The organism is Stenotrophomonas cyclobalanopsidis (assembly GCF_008710035.1).
Classification (GTDB): domain Bacteria; phylum Pseudomonadota; class Gammaproteobacteria; order Xanthomonadales; family Xanthomonadaceae; genus Stenotrophomonas; species Stenotrophomonas cyclobalanopsidis.
Genome location: NZ_VYKI01000011.1, coordinates 101,777 through 118,681, shown reverse-complemented (window position 1 = coordinate 118,681; position 16,905 = coordinate 101,777). Strand labels below are relative to the sequence as shown.

13 protein-coding genes and 1 pseudogene are annotated in these 16,905 nt (G+C 68.2%); 11 read left to right on the top strand and 3 right to left on the bottom strand.

Features of this window, described 5'->3' with window-relative positions; translation table 11 throughout:
- The first annotated feature begins 2 nt into the window (after positions 1 to 2).
- The 3 genes from FJU31_RS10670 to FJU31_RS10660 all read left to right on the top strand — a co-directional run bounded on the left by FJU31_RS10670 (position 3) and on the right by FJU31_RS10660 (position 4,095).
- A complete protein-coding gene (locus FJU31_RS10670; protein ID WP_150454724.1) occupies positions 3 to 2,270 on the top strand; it encodes a TonB-dependent receptor in 2,268 nt (755 codons plus the stop codon).
- Between the two features lie 335 nt (positions 2,271 to 2,605).
- Positions 2,606 to 3,163 carry a hypothetical protein gene (locus FJU31_RS10665; protein ID WP_150454723.1) on the top strand — a complete coding sequence of 186 codons (558 nt, stop codon included), beginning with the start codon at positions 2,606 to 2,608 and terminating at the stop codon, positions 3,161 to 3,163.
- A complete protein-coding gene (locus tag FJU31_RS10660) occupies positions 3,145 to 4,095 on the top strand; it encodes a hypothetical protein (protein WP_150454722.1) in 951 nt (316 codons plus the stop codon). The genes FJU31_RS10665 and FJU31_RS10660 overlap by 19 nt, the downstream gene beginning before the upstream one ends.
- A 32-nt stretch (positions 4,096 to 4,127) precedes the next feature.
- On the opposite strand, the gene FJU31_RS10655 is transcribed toward FJU31_RS10660, so the two are convergent.
- A complete protein-coding gene (locus FJU31_RS10655; protein ID WP_150454721.1) occupies positions 4,128 to 4,967 on the bottom strand; it encodes an acid phosphatase in 840 nt (279 codons plus the stop codon).
- A 243-nt stretch (positions 4,968 to 5,210) separates the two neighbouring features.
- Here FJU31_RS10655 and FJU31_RS10650 point away from each other — a divergent pair, with 243 nt between their 5' ends.
- Both FJU31_RS10650 and FJU31_RS10645 read left to right on the top strand, forming a co-directional pair.
- Entirely contained in the window at positions 5,211 to 6,089 is an 879-nt protein-coding gene (locus FJU31_RS10650) for an esterase/lipase family protein (protein ID WP_150454720.1), read from the top strand.
- 11 nt (positions 6,090 to 6,100) lie between these two features.
- Complete coding sequence (locus FJU31_RS10645; RefSeq protein WP_150454719.1) at positions 6,101 to 7,303, top strand: DUF4785 domain-containing protein; 1,203 nt, start codon at positions 6,101 to 6,103, stop codon at positions 7,301 to 7,303.
- A 224-nt stretch (positions 7,304 to 7,527) separates the two neighbouring features.
- Here FJU31_RS10645 and FJU31_RS10640 read toward each other — a convergent pair whose 3' ends face one another.
- Positions 7,528 to 8,313 carry an ABC transporter ATP-binding protein gene (locus FJU31_RS10640; protein ID WP_108770568.1) on the bottom strand — a complete coding sequence of 262 codons (786 nt, stop codon included), beginning with the start codon at positions 8,311 to 8,313 and terminating at the stop codon, positions 7,528 to 7,530.
- 189 nt (positions 8,314 to 8,502) lie between these two features.
- On the opposite strand from FJU31_RS10640, the gene FJU31_RS10635 reads away from it, so the two are divergent.
- The 6 genes and pseudogenes from FJU31_RS10635 to FJU31_RS10610 all read left to right on the top strand — a co-directional run bounded on the left by FJU31_RS10635 (position 8,503) and on the right by FJU31_RS10610 (position 15,658).
- Complete coding sequence (locus FJU31_RS10635) at positions 8,503 to 9,705, top strand: DesA family fatty acid desaturase (RefSeq protein ID WP_150454744.1); 1,203 nt, start codon at positions 8,503 to 8,505, stop codon at positions 9,703 to 9,705.
- A pseudogene (locus FJU31_RS10630) lies at positions 9,702 to 10,028 on the top strand (EF-hand domain-containing protein); the annotation flags it as partial. The gene FJU31_RS10635 and the pseudogene FJU31_RS10630, both read left to right, overlap by 4 nt.
- Before the next feature lie 47 nt (positions 10,029 to 10,075).
- Positions 10,076 to 10,888 (top strand): bifunctional DNA-formamidopyrimidine glycosylase/DNA-(apurinic or apyrimidinic site) lyase, encoded by an 813-nt coding sequence (mutM, locus tag FJU31_RS10625; RefSeq protein ID WP_150454717.1) that lies wholly within the window; start codon positions 10,076 to 10,078, stop codon positions 10,886 to 10,888.
- 68 nt (positions 10,889 to 10,956) lie between these two features.
- Complete coding sequence (locus FJU31_RS10620) at positions 10,957 to 11,523, top strand: ECF-type sigma factor (protein WP_150454716.1); 567 nt, start codon at positions 10,957 to 10,959, stop codon at positions 11,521 to 11,523.
- 16 nt (positions 11,524 to 11,539) lie between these two features.
- Complete coding sequence (locus FJU31_RS10615; RefSeq protein WP_150454715.1) at positions 11,540 to 14,005, top strand: serine/threonine-protein kinase; 2,466 nt, start codon at positions 11,540 to 11,542, stop codon at positions 14,003 to 14,005.
- 48 nt (positions 14,006 to 14,053) lie between these two features.
- The gene (locus FJU31_RS10610) at positions 14,054 to 15,658 is read left to right on the top strand and encodes an OpgD/OpgG family glucan biosynthesis protein (protein WP_150454714.1); all 1,605 of its coding nucleotides are present in this window, start codon (positions 14,054 to 14,056) and stop codon (positions 15,656 to 15,658) included.
- Between the two features lie 545 nt (positions 15,659 to 16,203).
- Here the strand turns inward: FJU31_RS10610 and FJU31_RS10600 are convergent.
- Positions 16,204 to 16,824 carry a thymidine kinase gene (locus tag FJU31_RS10600; protein WP_116864814.1) on the bottom strand — a complete coding sequence of 207 codons (621 nt, stop codon included), beginning with the start codon at positions 16,822 to 16,824 and terminating at the stop codon, positions 16,204 to 16,206.
- Positions 16,825 to 16,905: the final 81 nt, after the last annotated feature.

Sequence of the window (16,905 nt, the reverse complement as noted above, 5' to 3'; positions counted from 1 at the left end):
CCATGTCTCCGACCCGCACATTCCGTGGCCGCACTCCGGTCGCGCGTCCCCTCGTTGCCGCTCTTTCCGCCCTGCTGCCGCTGGTGGCAGCCGCCCAGGAAACCCCTGCTGCCAAGGATCCGGTTGCCCTCGATGCCCTCCAGGTCACCGCGCAGCGCCGCGTCGAGAACGCCAAGGACGTGCCGGTCGCGATCACCGCGATCCAGGGCGAGAAGCTGGATGTGCTCGGCTCCGCCGGCGACGACATCCGTTTCCTGTCCGCGCGCGTGCCGAGCCTGAACATCGAATCGTCGTACGGCCGCGCCTTCCCGCGCTTCTACATCCGCGGCCTGGGCAACACCGACTTCGATCTCAACGCATCGCAGCCGGTGTCGCTGGTGTACGACGACGTGGTGCAGGAAAGCCCGCTGCTGAAGGGCTTCCCGCTGTTCGACCTGGCCGGTGTGGAAGTGCTGCGTGGCCCGCAGGGCACGCTGTTCGGCCGCAACACCCCGGCCGGCGTGGTGAAGTTCGATTCGGCGCGCCCGTCGCAGGACGCCGACGGCTACGTGAAGGTCTCCTACGGCAGCTATGACACCTGGAACGTGCAGGGCGCCTACGGCGGCCCGCTGACCAGCCGCTGGTCGGCGCGCGTGTCGGCGCTGTACCAGCGCCGCGAGAACTACGTCGACAACACCGTCGCCAACGCGCCGAGCTCGGGCTTTGAAGGCTATGACGAGGGCGCCGGCCGCGTGCAGTTCCTGTACGAAGGTGACGACGTCGAAGCGCTGTTCAACCTGCACAAGCGCAAGCTCAACGGCACCGCGCGCCTGTTCCGCGCCAACATCATCCAGAAGGGCAGCAACGCGCTGGTCGAGAACTTCGACCGCGACAAGGTCTCCACCGATGGCCTGAACTTCTCCAACCTAGAAACCTGGGGCGGCAGCGCACGCCTCAAGTGGGACCTGGGCCGCGTAACCCTGCACTCGATCACCGGCTATGAAACCGCCGAATCGCTGAACCACGGCGACGTCGATGGTGGCTACGGCGCGGCGTTCCTGGGTGCCGGCAACTCCGGCCCCGGCCTGATTCCGTTCCCGTCCGAATCGGCCGACGGCCTGCCGCACCACCGTCAGTGGACGCAGGAATTCCGCGTCGAATCCAACGAGTGGGGCCGATTCGACTGGCAGGCCGGCGTCTTCTACTTCGATGAAGACGTCACCATCGACAGCTTCAACTACGACTCGCTGACCCCGGGCAACCCGCAGACCGGCCACGCCGTGCAGAGCCAGCGCAACAAGGCCTGGGCCGCGTTCGCCTCGGGCGACCTGGACGTGACCGACCGCTTCAAGCTGCGTGCCGGCGTGCGTTACACCCAGGACAAGAAGGACTTCACCGCCAGCGTGCTGCAGGCCGTGCCGGGCGGCACGCCGGTCAGCGGCCCGTATCTGGCCAACAGCGATGTCGACGACGTCAGCTGGGACCTGAGCGGCGTCTACCAGATCACCGACAACATCAACGCCTATGCGCGCGTGGCCAAGGGCTTCCGTGCACCGTCGATCCAGGGTCGCCTGGCCTTCGGCGGCGTCACCCAGGCCGATTCGGAGAAGGTGATCTCGTATGAAGCCGGCATCAAGGCCGATCTGTTCGACCGTCGCGCACGCTTGGGCTTCAACGTGTTCCGCTACAACGTCGATGGCCAGCAGCTGATCGCCGTGGGTGGCAGCAACAACACCGCCACCCTGCTCAACGCCGACAAGACCATCGGCCAGGGCTTCGAGCTGGACTTCGAGGCGTACCTGACCGACCACGTGCTGATGACCCTGGGCAGCAGCTACAACGACACTGAGATCAAGGACAAGGATCTGGCCGTGGCGATCTGTGGCGGTGGCTGCACCATCACCGACCCGACCACCATCATCAACGGTGGCACCTACGCGCTGGTCAACGGCAACCCGCTGCCGCAGGCGCCGAAGTGGATCCACAACCTTACCCTGCGTGCCGGCTTCCCGGTGAACGATGCCAGCGAGGTCTACGTCTACACCGATTGGGCCTACAAGGGTCCGGTGAACTTCTTCCTGTACGAGTCGCCGGAGTTCCGCAGCCGCAGCTCGCTGGAAGGTGGCCTGCGCGTGGGCTACAACTGGGGTTACGGCCAGTACGACGTGGCTGTGTTCGGCCGCAACCTGACCAACCAGACCCGCGTGGTCGGTGCGATCGACTTCAACAACCTGACCGGCTTCCTCAACGAGCCGCGCACGTTCGGCGTCGAGTTCACCGCGAAGTTCTGATGCGGTTGATGGCGTGATGCAATGAAGGGCCGGCGCAATGCCGGCCCTTCTGCTTTTGTAGAGTCGAGCCATGCTCGACTGCTGTTAGCCGAGCATGGCTCGGCTCTGAAGTTCTGATACCGTTGATGTGGTAGCTGTCACCCGGAACGGCGCGGGCAACCGCGCCGTTTCTATTTCCGAAGTTCGTCTCTCTGTGACGTGAACGAACCTGCGTTTCTTGGCATGCGCAACCCGGATATAGGAATTCAACGAAAAACACGGCGAACCGGCAGCAGCTCGCCAGAAACGGTGTAGTACTGGAGCGCCGGAATCTCCCGGGATGAGGAGGTAGTGCAATGATGTCCAGGACATGGAAGACCGTTGTCGCAGCGACCTTTCTGCTTGCCTCACTGCAGGCGCGTGTCAACGCATCCCCCGCAGCGCTGACAGCCCAGGCAACCCTTGAGGGACAGCGCTTGGAACTGGACAGACGAACGGCGCCGATCACTGATCGCCGATCATTTGATGCGTACGCCAGAACGATGGAGGGGACTGACGCCTTCCCACTCTACAAGCTCAGTCCCTCAGCCCGTACACGCTTTGTCGGAGCGCTGCAGTTCAACGCGAGGGGGCTGGCATCATTTGATTACTCTGATCTCGTCCGGGAACTGGGCGCTGCGGACATCCAGCGTGTTCTCAAACCATTTGGCTTCCAGCATCTGGTAGCCGTCATGCCTGATGTCAGGGTCAATTCGGAGGAAGACCAGCAGGTTCTGCAGATCCTGGGTTCTGCGCGCAGCCTGCGTTGTGGTGTGGGAGAACACTGCAACGAGGCGGACTATCCCGGCTACAAGTGCATCTCGCACGCGACCTGCGAGGAATCGACGGCTCACATATGCACGTCCAACTGCTGATCATGGCCCTGCGGCTCCAACGCACCGTCATGCGTGGGTTTCTTCCCGTCGCCACCATGCTGGCGGTGATCCTGGCCTTTCCCTGTGCAGCCGGCGAATCCCTGGAGCAGGGCCACGCCATCGTGCAGCGAACGTGGGAAAGACTCTCGGGGCCGGAGCATGACTGGCGCGAGCGCGGGGCGCAGGTTGATCGTGTGTTCGATACAAGTGTCCTGCCTCACACCGATACGCTGTCCTCGCTGGCTGCATCTGACCTGCGGGTCCTGCTGAGGGCGACCCACACCGCAGCTGTGGCAAGCAAACAGCCACGCTACTCGGCCATTGCACTGCGCCTGGGCGCCGAGCTGCGCAGACGAGGTGAGCTGCATCCTGCCGATGCACGCGCCGGAGCGGCCATTGCCATGCTGAGCCGTGATGCCCTTGCGTTGACGCCTGCATCGCCGTGGCTGGCGGCGTTCAATGGCCGTCCCGTGCCGCGATTCCCGGATGCCATCAAGCCGCTTGAGTACTGGACACCTGGTCCCGATGGCGAGAGCTTCAGCCCGGCTCAGGCCGACCTGGCGTCGCTGGACATCATCGTTATCGCGCATCCTGCCTGCGGCTTCACGCGGGCAGCTGCAGAAGCTGCGCGCACAGACCCCGAGTTGCTGCGGATGCTTTCCGGTCCGCGCGCCCTGTGGATGTCGCCGCAGGATGGAACGCTCAATCCGCGCATCTTCACGGACTGGGACGAGCGTCATCCTGATCTGCCGATCCACATTGTGGCCCGTCAGTCCGGTTTTCCCGACGTCGGCTACTGGGGAACACCCACGTTCTACATCCTGCGCGACGGCAGGGTCGCCGCGCGGGTGGTGGGTTGGCCGCGCGGTGGCAACAAGGCGACGCTGACAAAGGCCATCGCCGATGCGGCCGTTCCGCGGCGCAGTCAGTAGCGCCGCGAAACGGCGAGCGCAACGGCGATGCCTTACAGCGCGCTTTCCGGCCGCACCTTCAGCACCGCTTCCTCGGCCGCGCAGTCGCGGCTGGAATGCAGGCCGGCCTTGCGAGCGTCGGCGATCTCCTTGCGTGCCGCCAGCAGATCCTTGTTGAACGCGGCGTTGTCATGCAGGCGCGCTACGGCGGCGGCGCCCATGAAACGGCCTTCGAGGATGTCGCTCTGCCAGTGCACGTTGCACACCAGGCGGCTCTCGCCGTAGTTGCGGCCACGCGCCTGGATGGCGTCGGCGCGGTCCGGCGCGATCTCCGAGAGAATCAGCGCCCAGGCCCAGCCGATGGAGGTGTGGCCCGACGGATAGGAGCCGTTCTTTCGCAGGCCGGCTTCATCGTCGGGCGTGCAGGTCGGCTCGCCGTTGACCATGAAGGGGCGCGGACGCTGGTACTGGTTCTTGGCAACCTTGGTGGCTGCGCTGGCATCGATGCGGCTGCGCTCCAGCAGGCGGTACAGGGCGGGGGTCTTCACCGCGTCCACGTCGATGTCGGCGGCGCAGGAGAACTGGTTGGCCCCCTCGGGGAAGCCGAGCTCGGCGTCGCGGGTCGCCTGGCTGAAGCGCGGCGTGCCACGCAGGGCGCGGGCTTCGCGGCTGACCTGCTCATCCAGCGCGAAACCGGCCGAACCGGCTGCCGGCGGCGCCGGTACCAGGGCGATGCTGGCCGGCACGGCGGCCTTGTCCAGGTAGCCCACCGCCTTGGTGGTGACGTTGGCTTCCACCGCGGTGGGTGCGGTGGTGGTGGACGCGCAACCGGCCAGCGACAGGGCGATGGCCAGGCCGAGCAGCGGGCGGGCGGGAAGGGCAGACAAAGACATGGGCAGGCTCGAGACGGGAAACACAGCGGCCATGATCGCAGCACCTCCTGCCGCCCGCAGCGTCCATCGATCATACGGCCAGACCCGGCATGGTGGCGCTGGGTACTCACTATCCTGCAACAACATCATCCATCTTCGCCAATCTTCCGAATAAGGGCGCAGCGCACGGACTTTCACGCGCGATCGCCGCCAGCATCAGCCCACAGCCGGGCCGGGGGGATCCGCTGACGAGGGAGAGATGCGATGCGCAGCACCGCAACAGGAAGTACCGCCCTGGCCCTGCTGCTGGGCCTGGCCTGCACCCCGGCGCAGGCCGCCGATGTCTACGGCGTGGCCTTCGTGCACGGCACCGGCGCACAGACCGATGCCACCCAGGACTACTGGCAGCCGGCGATCATCGACACCGTGCGCCAGGGCCTGCCGAACAGCAGCAACTACGTGGTCATCAACTGCGATTTCACCCAGTACATGTGGAAGCCGGAAGCTGCCGGCTGCCTGGCCAACCAGCTGACCCGCTTCATCGACAGCCGCGGCATCACCCAGCTGGTGGTCATTACCCATTCCAACGGCGGCAACGTGGTGCGCTGGATCCTGTCCAACCCCACCTACGACAGCCGCTATCCGAAGATCATCAGCACGGTGCGCAAGGTCACCGCGCTGGCGCCGTCCTCGGCGGGCACGCCGCTGGCCGACGCGGTGCTCAACGGCAACAGCTTCGAGACCTCGCTGGGCTGGCTGCTGGGCTACAAGAACGATGCCGTGCGCATGCAGCAGGTCGGCCACATGGCCACCTACAACGCGCAGAACCTGTACGGCACCGCCGGCCGCCCGGCATTGCCCAAGCCCTTCCGCGCGGTGGTCGGCAGCGATGTCGAATCGGCCGTGTGGGACAGCAACAGCTACTGCGGCGGGTATGCGGCCAACGTCGGCCTGGAGTTCACCCAGAACTGGCTGTCGTCCTGCTCGGACGGTTTCCTGGAATGCAGCAGCCAGAAGGCGGCGGGCAGCCTGTGGTTCACCGACAAGGCGCGCACCCAGGGCGCCGAGCCGCTGAGCCACAACCAGAGCCGCCGCGAGTGCTTCGGCCTCGGCACGATCCTGCGCAACGACCTGACCCAGTGAGGGAGATGACCATGAAGATCCATTCCACCCTGCTGGCTGCGGCTGTACTGGCCGCACTTGCCGTCGCGCCGGTGCATGCCGCGCAGGCGCTGCGTGCCGCCGCTGCCGGTGACCAGGTGCCCGCGTCACTGGTGGCCGCGCCGCTGCCGGCCGATGACAGCGAACGCGTGCCGCTGGCCTTCGCTTGGCCGCTCGACCCGGCGCAGCCGCTGCAGGCAGCGGGCGCCTACGCAGTGGTCAGCCGCAGCTACTGGCAGCAGGTCGACGCCGTCGAACTGCAACGCGGCCTGGACCTGCCGCTGACTGCGCCGGATGCGGTGATCCAGGTCAGTCCGGGTGCCGGTGCCCGCGCGCTGCCCGCCGACGCCCTGCAGGTGCGCGATGCGGCCGGCCGCACCAGCGTAGCGCGCAGCGTCGATGCGCGGCAGCTGCAGGCTGCGGGCATGGCGGTGAACGATGGCAGCAGCATGCTGCGCACCGGTGCCAGCAGCGCAGTGGGCGCCTACCGGCTGCAGAGCGCGCAGGCGCAGGGCCGCTACGTGGTGCAGGTGCTGGAACCCAACAGCCCGGTGCGGCTGGAAGTGCAGGCCAGCCAGGCGCAGGTGCTGGCCGGCGGCAGCGTGCAGCTGCAGGCACGCCTGCTGGAGGATGGCGCCAGCACCGCGAAGCTGGCCACGCGCCGCGGCGGCCTGGGCGGTGAAGCCCTGTTGGTGGCACCGGATGGCCGCAGTTGGCCGCAACGCCTGCTGCGCACCACCGATGGCAGCCTGAGCGCGCAGGTGCGCATTCCGGCCGACGCCAGCACGGTGCAGGGCCTGTGGGAACTGCAGGTGTTTGCCCAGGCCGACGGCGTGCTGCGCGATGGCAAGGTGGCCTTCGCGGTGGCGCAGCCGACCGCGCGCTTCAGCGGCCAGGCCACGCCCGACGCGGCCAGCCGCCAGGTGAGCCTCCCGCTGCAGGTGGCCGCCGCGGGTCGTTACGAAGCGCGCGGCACGCTGTACGCCACCGGCACCGACGGCCAGTTGAAGCCGGTGGCACAGGCGCATGCGGCGGCGTGGTTCGAAGGTGCCGGCCGTGGCGTACTGGTGCTGCCGTTCGACCAGGCCGCACTGCCGGCCGGCTTCGGCGCACCGTATGAGCTGCGTGACCTGCAGCTGCAGGACCAGAGCCGGATGGCGCCGATCGAATCGCGCGCGCTGGCGCTGCGGTTCTGACTGGAACGTGGCGGGCCGGATTACCCGGCCCGCTGCACCTGCACGGTGACGGGTATGGAACCGCGACGGGATGGGACTGCGACGGGGGTAGAGTCGACTGTTAGTCGACTGTTAGTCGACTGCTCTCCGTTCGGACCGCGAAAATCCCGCGCTGCGCGCGATAGTCGACTAACAGTCGACTCTACCGTCGTCCCGTCGTCCCGTCGTCCCTCAGGTCCGACGGATTACCCCGCGTACGCGGTCAAGACCCCATTCTGTTCCACCACGCTGATCGCACCACCAAACACCGCCGACAGCGGCTCGTCGCGCAGCAGTTCTTCGCGGGTGCCATCGGCCAGCACGCGGCCATCGCGCAGCAGCACCACGCGCTCGATCTCGGGAATCACTTCCTCAATATGGTGGGTGACCAGCACCAGGGTGATGCCCTGCTGGGCCAGCACGCGCATGGTCGCCACCAGCTGCTGCCGCGCCACCAGGTCCAGGCCGGTGGACGGCTCGTCCAGCAGCAACGCCTGCGGCCGGTTGACCAGGGCGCGGGCGATCAGCACGCGGCGGGTCTCGCCGGCCGACAGCTCGGCATACGCACGCTCGCGCAGGGCCAGCGCGCCGGTCATCGCCAGCGTCTCGCCCACCCGCGCCCGCATGTCCGCCGTCACCTCGCGGAACGCCGGCACCACGTAGCTGGCGAAGAAGCCGGACAGCACCGCTTGTTCCACGGTCAGGCCCGGCATGTCGGACAGGTTGCTGCTGAGGTCGCCGGTGACGATGCCCAGCTGCGAGCGCAGGCGATCGACCTGCCAGCGGTTCTGCCCCAGCACCTTCACCGCGACCCGGCCGTCGGCCTGGGCCAGCGGGTACAGCTCGCGGGTGATCAGCTTGATGAAGGTCGATTTGCCGCAGCCGTTCGGGCCCAGCAGCGCGGTGTGCTGGCCCTGGGCGATGCGCAGGCTGAGCCCGTGCAGGACCTTCACCTGTCCGCGGACCACGCTGGCGTGGTCCAGTTCGATCAGCGGGGGCAGCACCCCGGAGGACGGGGCAGCGGTAACGGCATGGGCGCGCGGATCAAGGCTCGACAACTCAGGTCCCCAACTGTGAACGGTGGCACTTCATGACGGTGCACGAACACCGCCGCGAGGGTGCAGTTTGCAACTTAAGCGCCCATCATGTCTGCCATCCCCGCGTTGATCTGGAGTGCCGCCATGCCCGATGCCCTGATCTCCCTGCTTACCGGTGGCGTGCTCGGCCTGGGCGGCTGGGCCATGCTGGCGGTGCTGCTGGTGTTCACCCAGCTCACCATCTTCTCGGTCACCTTGTACCTGCACCGCAGCCAGGCCCATCGCGGGGTCGATTTCCATCCGGCGGTCGCGCATGTGTTCCGCTTCTGGCTGTGGCTGACCACCTCGATGATCACCCGCGAGTGGGTGGCCATCCACCGCAAGCACCACGCCAAGGTGGAAACCGGGGACGACCCGCACAGCCCGGTCACCCGCGGCATCGGCAAGGTGTTCTGGCATGGCGTGGAGCTGTACCGCGAAGCCCGCGGCATGCGTGCGGACATCGAACAGTACGGCCGCGGCACGCCGGACGATGCCATCGAGCGCCACCTGTACACCCCGCGCGCCACCCTCGGCCCGGTGCTGCTGCTGGTCATCAACAGCGCGCTGTTCGGCCTGCCCGGGGTGGCCCTGTGGGCGATCCAGATGGCCTGGATTCCGTTCTGGGCGGCGGGCGTGGTCAACGGCCTGGGCCACTGGTGGGGCTACCGCAACTACGAGTCGGCCGATACCTCCACCAATCTGACGCCGTGGGCGTTCTGGATCGGTGGCGAGGAACTGCACAACAACCACCATGCCTTCCCCAGTTCGGCGCGCTTTGCGATGCGCCGCTGGGAGTTCGACATCGGCTGGAGCGCGATCCGCCTGCTGCAGGCGCTGCGCCTGGCCAAGGTGCTGCGGGTGGCGCCGGCCATGGACGTGCGCCCGAACATCGCCGTGCCCGATGCCGAGACCCTGAAGGCGCTGCTGTCGCACCGCTTCCAGGCAATGACCGATTACCAGCGCAACGTGTTCATACCGGCCCTGCGCGAAGAAGCCACCCAGGCCGGTGCAAAGCTGCGCCGCCTGCTGCCGCGCCGCCTGCGCCGGGGCCTGGTCAACGATGGTCGCTGGCTGCAGCCGGACAGCCGTGCCCAGCTCAGCGAATGGGTCGCGCAGCGCCCGCGCATCCGCACCCTCGTCGAGTATCGCGCGCGCCTGGCCGCGCTGCTGGAAGCCCGCGGCCATGATGCCGCCGAGCGCCTGCGCCACCTGCAGGCGTGGTGCCACGAGGCCGAGGAAAGCGGCATTGCCGCCCTGCAGGCCTACGCCGCGCGGTTGAAGGGCTACACTCTGGTGGGCGCATGAGGCAGCTGCTGGTTCCGCTGCTGTGCCTGCTGCCGCTGGCCGCCTCCGCACAGGTCACCGACACCGCCACCTACCTGCAGCGCATGGACGCCGATGGCGATGGCAAGGTCAGCGAAGCCGAGTACGTGCAGTGGATGCTATATGCCTTCGACCACATGGACCGCAACGGCGACCGCGTGCTGACCGCCGACGAACTGCCCGGTGGCAAGGGCAGGCCGATCACCCGCGAACAGCAGCGCCAGGTGATCGTGCAGCGCTTCCACATGCAGGATGCCAACGGCGATGGCTACCTGGATGCACGTGAACTTTCTGCGCCGCCGCGCTACCGGTTGGTGACGGATCGCGTGTCGTGCGGGCGTAGAATCAGCCCATGCCTGAACTGCCCGAAGTAGAAACCACCCGCCGCGGCCTGGCGCCGCATCTGGAAGGCCGCCGCGTCCATGGCGTGATCCTGCGCCGCGCCGACCTGCGCTGGCCGATTCCACCGGAAGTGGCCGATCTGCTGCCAGGGCAGCGCATCGATGCGGTGCACCGGCGGGCCAAGTACCTGTTGCTGGATACCGCCGTGGGCAGCGCCGTGCTGCATTTGGGCATGTCCGGCAGCCTGCGCGTGCTGCCGGGTGACACCCCGCTGCGCACGCACGACCACGTGGACATCAGCCTGGACAACGGCCGCCTGCTGCGTTTCAACGACCCGCGCCGCTTTGGCAGCCTGCTCTGGCAGCCGGCCGGCGAGGTACACCCGCTGCTGCAGGGGCTGGGCCCGGAGCCGCTGGACGAGGCCTTCGACGGCGATTACCTGTTCGGGCGCAGCCGGGGCCGCAGCGCCCCGGTGAAGACCTTCCTGATGGACCAGGCGGTGGTGGTCGGGGTGGGCAACATCTACGCCGCCGAAAGCCTGTTCAAGGCCGGCATCAGCCCGCTGCGCGAGGCCGGCAAGGTGTCGCGCGAACGCTACCGGCGCCTGGCCCGCGAGGTGAAGGACACTCTCGGCTACGCCATCACCCGCGGCGGCACCACCCTGCGCGACTTCATCAGCCCCGATGGCGCCCCGGGCTACTTCGAGCAGGAGCTGCTGGTCTATGGCCGCGACGGCCTGCCGTGCCCGCAGTGCGGTCGCCCGCTCAAGCACGCGATGATCGGCCAGCGCGCCAGCGTGTGGTGCAGCCGCTGCCAGCGCTGAATCTCTTCATGCAGCGCATACCGGCAGCGCTATAGTCCGCTCAGCATCCGCTGCGGGGGGACGTTGCGATGGACGAAGGAGCGGATATCACCGTCTGGCTGGATGCCGCGCGCGGCGGTGACCGCACGGCGCTGGACCGCGTGTTGACCACGCTGTACCAGGAGCTGCACGGCATGGCCCGGCGCCAGCTGGCCGGCCAGCAGGGACGCACCCTGGACGCCACCTCGCTGGTGCACGAGTCCTACCTGAAACTGCTCGGCAGCCGCGGCGCGGCGCGCTTCGAGGATCGCGCGCATTTCTTCGCCTATGCCGCCTCGGCCATGCGCAGCGTGGTGGTCGACTACGCGCGCAACCGGCTGGCGCGCAAGCGCGGCGGCGACCTGAAACGGGTGGCCGAGATTCCCGAGAACAGCAGCAGCGGCGTGCGCCTGGACGAGGACCTGCTGGCCCTGGACGTGGCCCTGGAGCGCCTGCAGGCGGTCGATGCGCACCTGGCGCGGGTGGTCGAGCTGCGCTACTTCGCCGGCCTGTCCGAACAGGAGATCGCCGAACTCAGCCAGCGCTCGGAGCGCAGCATCCGCCGCGACTGGCAGAAGGCACGGCTGTTCCTGCTGGCGGCGATGCGCGGCGACTGAGGCACGCAGGCCGACCATGGATGCCGCGCGCTGGCAGCTGCTTTCGTCCTGGCTGGATCAGCTGCTGGAGCTGGCCCCGGAGGTGCGGCAGCTGCGCCTGCAGCGCCTGGCCGAGCACGACCCGACCCTGGGCCGCGACCTGGAACACCTGCTGCTGCAGGAGGCCGACAGCCAGGAGTTCATGGCCCAGCCGCTGTGGACCGCGGCGCCACCCGGGCGCGCGGGCAGCCAGGTGGGCCCCTACCGCCTGCTGAGCCCGCTGGGCGAGGGCGGCATGGGCGAGGTCTGGCTGGCCGAGCGCTGTGATGGCCTGTACCAGCGCCAGGTGGCGCTGAAGCTGCTGCGCAGCGGTGTGGCCGACCCCGGGCTGCGCCAGCGCTTCGGCCGCGAACGGCAGATCCTCGCCCGGTTGCAGCACCCCCACCTGGCCCAGCTGCTGGATGCCGGCGTGGACCAGCATGGCCAGCCCTACCTGGCCCTGGACTACGTGGAAGGCGAGCCGATCAGCGATTACTGCCGACGCCTGGAACCATCGCTGGAAACGCGCCTGCAGCTGATGCTGCAGGTCTGCGCGGTGGTCAGCCATGCCCACGCCAACCTGGTGGTGCACCGCGACCTCAAGCCTTCCAACATCCTGGTCCGCGCCGACGGCACGGTGAAGCTGCTGGATTTCGGCATCGCCGCGCTGCTCGACCACGACGCCGCCGATGCCACCCATCCGCCCACCGAGGTACGTGCTTTCACCCTGCACTACGCTGCGCCGGAGCAGGTACGCGGCGAGGCGGTCACCACCCTCACCGATGTCTATTCGCTGGGCGTGGTGCTGTTTGAAGTGGTGACCGGGCACAAGCCCTACCGCCTGCGCCGGCACAGTGATGCCGAATGGGAGCGCTCGATCCTCGACGTGCAGGTACCGCGCGCATCGTCGCTGCTGCTGCGTCTGGCCGACCAGCCCGGTGCCCCGCGGCGCGGGCTGCAGCGTCAGGCCCGGCAGCTGCGCGGTGACCTCGACGTGCTGCTGGAAAAGGCCCTGCAGAAGGATCCCGCGCAGCGCTATGCCTCGGCGGAGGCGCTGGCCGGCGACCTGCAGCGCTACCTGCAGGGCCGGCCGATCCAGGCCCGGCCGCCCGGCGTGGGCTACCGCGTGAACAAGTACATCGGCCGCCATCGCTGGGGCGTGGCGCTGGCCTCGGTGGCAGTGCTGGTCCTGCTCGGCACCACCTCCATCGCGCTGTGGCAGGCACGCCACGCGCAGGTGGAAATGGCCCGCGCGCAGGCCATGCAGGATTTCACTGTCAGCCTGTTCGACAAGGCCGCCAGCGAACGCCATGGCCATTTCGACGTGCCGCAGCTGCTGGCCACCGGACAGCAGCGTGGCGAGGCCGAACTGGCCGACCAGCCGCTGGCGTTGGCCGAGCTGGAAGGCGTGATCGGCCGCCTGCGGATCGGCCTGGGCGATTACCAGCTGGCCCTGCAGACCCTGGACCAGCAGCGCCGGCTGCTGCAGCAGGTGGACGACGTGCCGCCCGCCCTGCAGCTGGAAGCGGTGACCCAGCGTGGTCGCGCGCTGCGCATGCTGGGCCGTGACCGCGATTGCCTGGCGCACCTGCAGCCGTTGCAGCCGTTGGCAGCCCGCGAGGCCGATGCACTGCCGGCGACGGTGGCTGAGTTCCACAGCCAGCTGGGCCGCTGCCAGGCGCAGCTGGGCAACGCGGACGCCGCGCGTGCCTCGTTCGAACAAGCGCTCGCCCTGCGCCACCGGGGCATCGTCCAGCGCTTTGGCCGCGCCGAGTCGCTGGCCGACCTCGCCGGGCTGGATGCCGGCGCCGGGCGCCTGGCTGCCGCGATGGCCGGTTACCAGCAGGCACTGGCGCTGCTGGACCAGCCGGCCGATGGCCGCAGCCCGCAGGTGATCGGCCTGCACCGCCAGCTGGGCGAGGTGCTGGCACGGCAGGGCCAGACCGAGGCGGCCGCCACCGAACTGGAGCTGGCCTGGCAGGCGGCACAGGATGCCTGGGGCCCGCGCCATCCCGAGGCGCTGGTGGTGCGCCGCGCGCGCGCCATGCTGGCCCTGCAGCGCGGGCAGGGCCAGCACGCCGGACAGGAACTGCAGCAGGTACAGGCACAGCTGCTGGCCGCGCTGGGCCCGGCCCACCGCGAGGTAGGCCAGGGTGAGTTCGCGCTGGGGCAGTGGGCCAGCGATCACGGCGATGCTGACCTGGCGGCCAGGCACTACGCGCGGGCGGTGGCGATCTGGCGCCAGCCCGACCATATGGCCCTGCTGCCGCAGGCGCTGCTGGCGCAGGCAGGCGCGCTGCAGCAGGCCGGGCAGCCGGCCGCGGCACATGCGGCGCTGGCCGAAGCACGCCAGCTGTTGCTGGTCCAGCGCGGGGCACAGGCCCCGGCCCTGCGTGAGCTGGATGCGCGGCTGGCCGCGCTGGCGCAGGCTGAACCAGCCGTACAGCCCTCCGCTGCCCGTTAACGTTTGTCTGCCTATGATGGCCGACCTTCCCCTTGCTTCCGCGCCTGCATGCAACGACGCGACTTCCTCCGCAATGCCTCCCTGGCCCTGGCCGCCTTCGGCCTGCCGACCCTGCCGGCCTGCGCGGCCGGCAAGAGTGGACAGCTCGGCCTGCGCCGGCTCGACCAGCCGCAGCCGTTCGATTTCGCCACCCTGAAGGGCCAGGCCCGCGCGCTGGCGCAGGCGCCCTACCAGAGCCACAAGCGGGTGCTGCCCAAGCCGCTGGAAGCCCTGGACTGGGACCAGTACCAGTCGATTGGCTACCGCCAGGACCATGCCCTGTGGGCCGACCAGCCCGGCAAGTTCCAGGCGAAGTTCTTCCATCTGGGCCTGTACTTCCATTCGCCGGTGCGGATGTTCGACGTGGTCGATGGCAAGGCGCAGGAACTGGCCTACGACGGTGCAGCGTTCAACTACGGCAAGAGCGGCCTGAAAAACGGCGAGCTGCCGGCGGACCTGGGCTTCGCCGGTTTCCGCCTGAACACCCGCAAGGACACCGACCGCGACTTTGCTGCCTTCCTCGGTGCCAGCTACTTCCGCGCCGTCGGCAAGGAAGGCCAGTACGGCCAGTCCGCGCGTGCGCTGGCCATCGATACCGGCATGGGCAAGCCGGAGGAATTCCCCGACTTCATCGCCTACTACCTGGAGCAGCCTTCGGCCGACTCGGACACGATCGTGGTCTACGGCCTGCTCGATTCGCCCAGCGTGGCTGGCGCCTACCGCTTCGCCATCACCAATGGCGACGTGCTGCTGATGGACATCGACAGCGCGCTGTACCCGCGCAAGGCCATCGAACGCCTGGGCATCGCCCCGTGCACCAGCATGTACCAGGTGGGCGAGAACGACCGCCGCATGGGCTGGGACTGGCGCCCGGAAATCCACGACACCGATGGCCTGTCGATGTGGACCGGCGCCGGCGAATGGATCTGGCGTCCGCTGGTGAACCCGCGCAACCTGCGCTTCAACATGTTCGTCGATCACAACCCGCGCGGCTTCGGCCTGCTGCAGCGCGACCGCAACTTCGACCATTACCAGGATGACGGCGTGTTCTACGAGAAGCGTCCGTGCCTGTGGGTGGAACCGAAGGGCGAGTGGGGCGATGGCTCGGTGCAGCTGGTGGAGATTCCCACCGTGGACGAGACCTTCGACAACATCGTGGCGTTCTGGAACCCGAAGGAAAAGCCGCAGCCGGGCCAGGAACTGCTGGTCGGCTACCGCCTGTTCTGGGGCGCCGAGCCGCCGGCACGCACGCCGCTGGCGCACTGCGTGGCCACCCACACCGGCCTGGGCGGCGTGGTGGGCAAGAAGCGCGAGTACTTCAGCTGGCGCTTCGCGGTGGACTTCGAAGGCGGTGAGCTGGCCAGCCTGATCGACAAGGGCGAGGTGGAGGCGGTGGTGGAAGCCAGCTGCGGCCGGGTGGAGATCGTGTCGGCGCGGCCGCTGCGCGAGATCAAGGGCTACCGCGCGATGTTCGACCTGGTACCGCCGGAGGGCAGTACCGAGCAGATCGACATCCGCCTGTACCTGCGCAGTGGTGGCAAGCCGCTCACCGAGACCTGGCTGTACCAGTACACCCCGCCGCCGGCCGGCGCGCCAGAGCGCACGCTTTACTGAGGGGGGGGATTATTGCAGGGCTTGCAGCCCTGCGCCCGCCGAATCAACGGCAACGGCAACGGCAACGGCAACGTCAAAAGCGGGCATTCCGCGGGATGGCGGGGTGGGTCCGGTTGAGGGGGACGCTGCAAGTACGTCCATGTAAGCTCGGTCGCCGCATCCATGCGGCTCACGCCCCCTCAACCGGACCCACCCCGCCTTCGACAGTTTCCCGTGATCTGTCGGAACGGCGTTCTGCTCTGGTGGGTTCGACACAGTAGATCCACGCCATACGTGGATGAATTCGTTCGATATCTGACAGATGTGTCGATCAAGGTCGACACCTACCAACAGCCGCGTGAACCTGTCGAAGGCGGGGCACTGTGGGTGTGCGGGGTGTGAGCCGCATGGATGCGGCGACCAAGGCTACATGGATGTACTTGCGCCGTCCCCGCACACCCACAGTGCCCCGCCATCCCACGGAATGCCCGCTCTGGCTCTGGCTCTGGCTGTTGCCGTTGCATTGAGCAGGTGCAGGGCTGCAAGCCCTGCAAAAGAACCACCGTTTACAGAGGCAGGGGCGCCTGCGCCGGGTCGATCCGCCCTTCACCACGGGTGATCTTCTTGAACTCGGCACGGCTCACCGACACGTAGCGTTCGTTGCCGCCGATCTCCACCTGCGGGCCGTCCTGCACCGCGTGGCCGTGCTCATCGACGCGCACCGTCATCGTCGCCTTCTTGCCGCTGTGGCAGATCGTCTTGATCTCCTGCATCTCATCGGCCCAGGCCAGCAGGTACTGGCTGCCCTCGAACAGCTCGCCGCGGAAATCGGTGCGCAGGCCGTAGCACAGCACCGGAATGCGCAGCTGGTCGACCACCTCGCTCAGCTGCCAGACCTGTGCGCGGGTCAGGAACTGCGCCTCGTCCACCAGCACGCAGCCCATCGGGCCATTGTCGGCCAGGTCCTGCGCCACCCAGCGCTGCAGGTCGCTGTCGCGGTCGAAGGCCATGCCCTCGGCGCGCAGGCCGATGCGCGAAGCGACCACGCCGGCACCGGCACGGTCGTCCAGGCGCGGGGTCAGGATCGCCACCCGCATGCCGCGCTCGCGGTAGTTGTGCGCGCTCTGCAGCAGGGTGGTGGTCTTGCCGGCGTTCATCGCCGAATAGTAGAAATAGAGCTTGGCCATCGGCCGATTGTACGCCGCTGCCCCGGCACGCCGAAGCCGTTCAGCATCCCCACCGACCGGCGGCTGTGGCCGTCACCCGGG

Bases quoted from the DNA above. Each gene is read 5' to 3' on its own strand.
- FJU31_RS10670 (WP_150454724.1), top strand. From the start codon at position 3: ATGTCTCCGACCCGCACATTCCGTGGCCGCACTCCGGTCGCGCGTCCC.
- FJU31_RS10665 (WP_150454723.1), top strand. From the start codon at position 2,606: ATGATGTCCAGGACATGGAAGACCGTTGTCGCAGCGACCTTTCTGCTT.
- FJU31_RS10660 (WP_150454722.1), top strand. From the start codon at position 3,145: ATGCACGTCCAACTGCTGATCATGGCCCTGCGGCTCCAACGCACCGTC.
- FJU31_RS10655 (WP_150454721.1), bottom strand. From the start codon at position 4,967: ATGTCTTTGTCTGCCCTTCCCGCCCGCCCGCTGCTCGGCCTGGCCATC.
- FJU31_RS10650 (WP_150454720.1), top strand. From the start codon at position 5,211: ATGCGCAGCACCGCAACAGGAAGTACCGCCCTGGCCCTGCTGCTGGGC.
- FJU31_RS10645 (WP_150454719.1), top strand. From the start codon at position 6,101: ATGAAGATCCATTCCACCCTGCTGGCTGCGGCTGTACTGGCCGCACTT.
- FJU31_RS10635 (WP_150454744.1), top strand. From the start codon at position 8,503: ATGCCCGATGCCCTGATCTCCCTGCTTACCGGTGGCGTGCTCGGCCTG.
- mutM (WP_150454717.1), top strand. From the start codon at position 10,076: ATGCCTGAACTGCCCGAAGTAGAAACCACCCGCCGCGGCCTGGCGCCG.
- FJU31_RS10620 (WP_150454716.1), top strand. From the start codon at position 10,957: ATGGACGAAGGAGCGGATATCACCGTCTGGCTGGATGCCGCGCGCGGC.
- FJU31_RS10615 (WP_150454715.1), top strand. From the start codon at position 11,540: ATGGATGCCGCGCGCTGGCAGCTGCTTTCGTCCTGGCTGGATCAGCTG.
- FJU31_RS10610 (WP_150454714.1), top strand. From the start codon at position 14,054: ATGCAACGACGCGACTTCCTCCGCAATGCCTCCCTGGCCCTGGCCGCC.
- FJU31_RS10600 (WP_116864814.1), bottom strand. From the start codon at position 16,824: ATGGCCAAGCTCTATTTCTACTATTCGGCGATGAACGCCGGCAAGACC.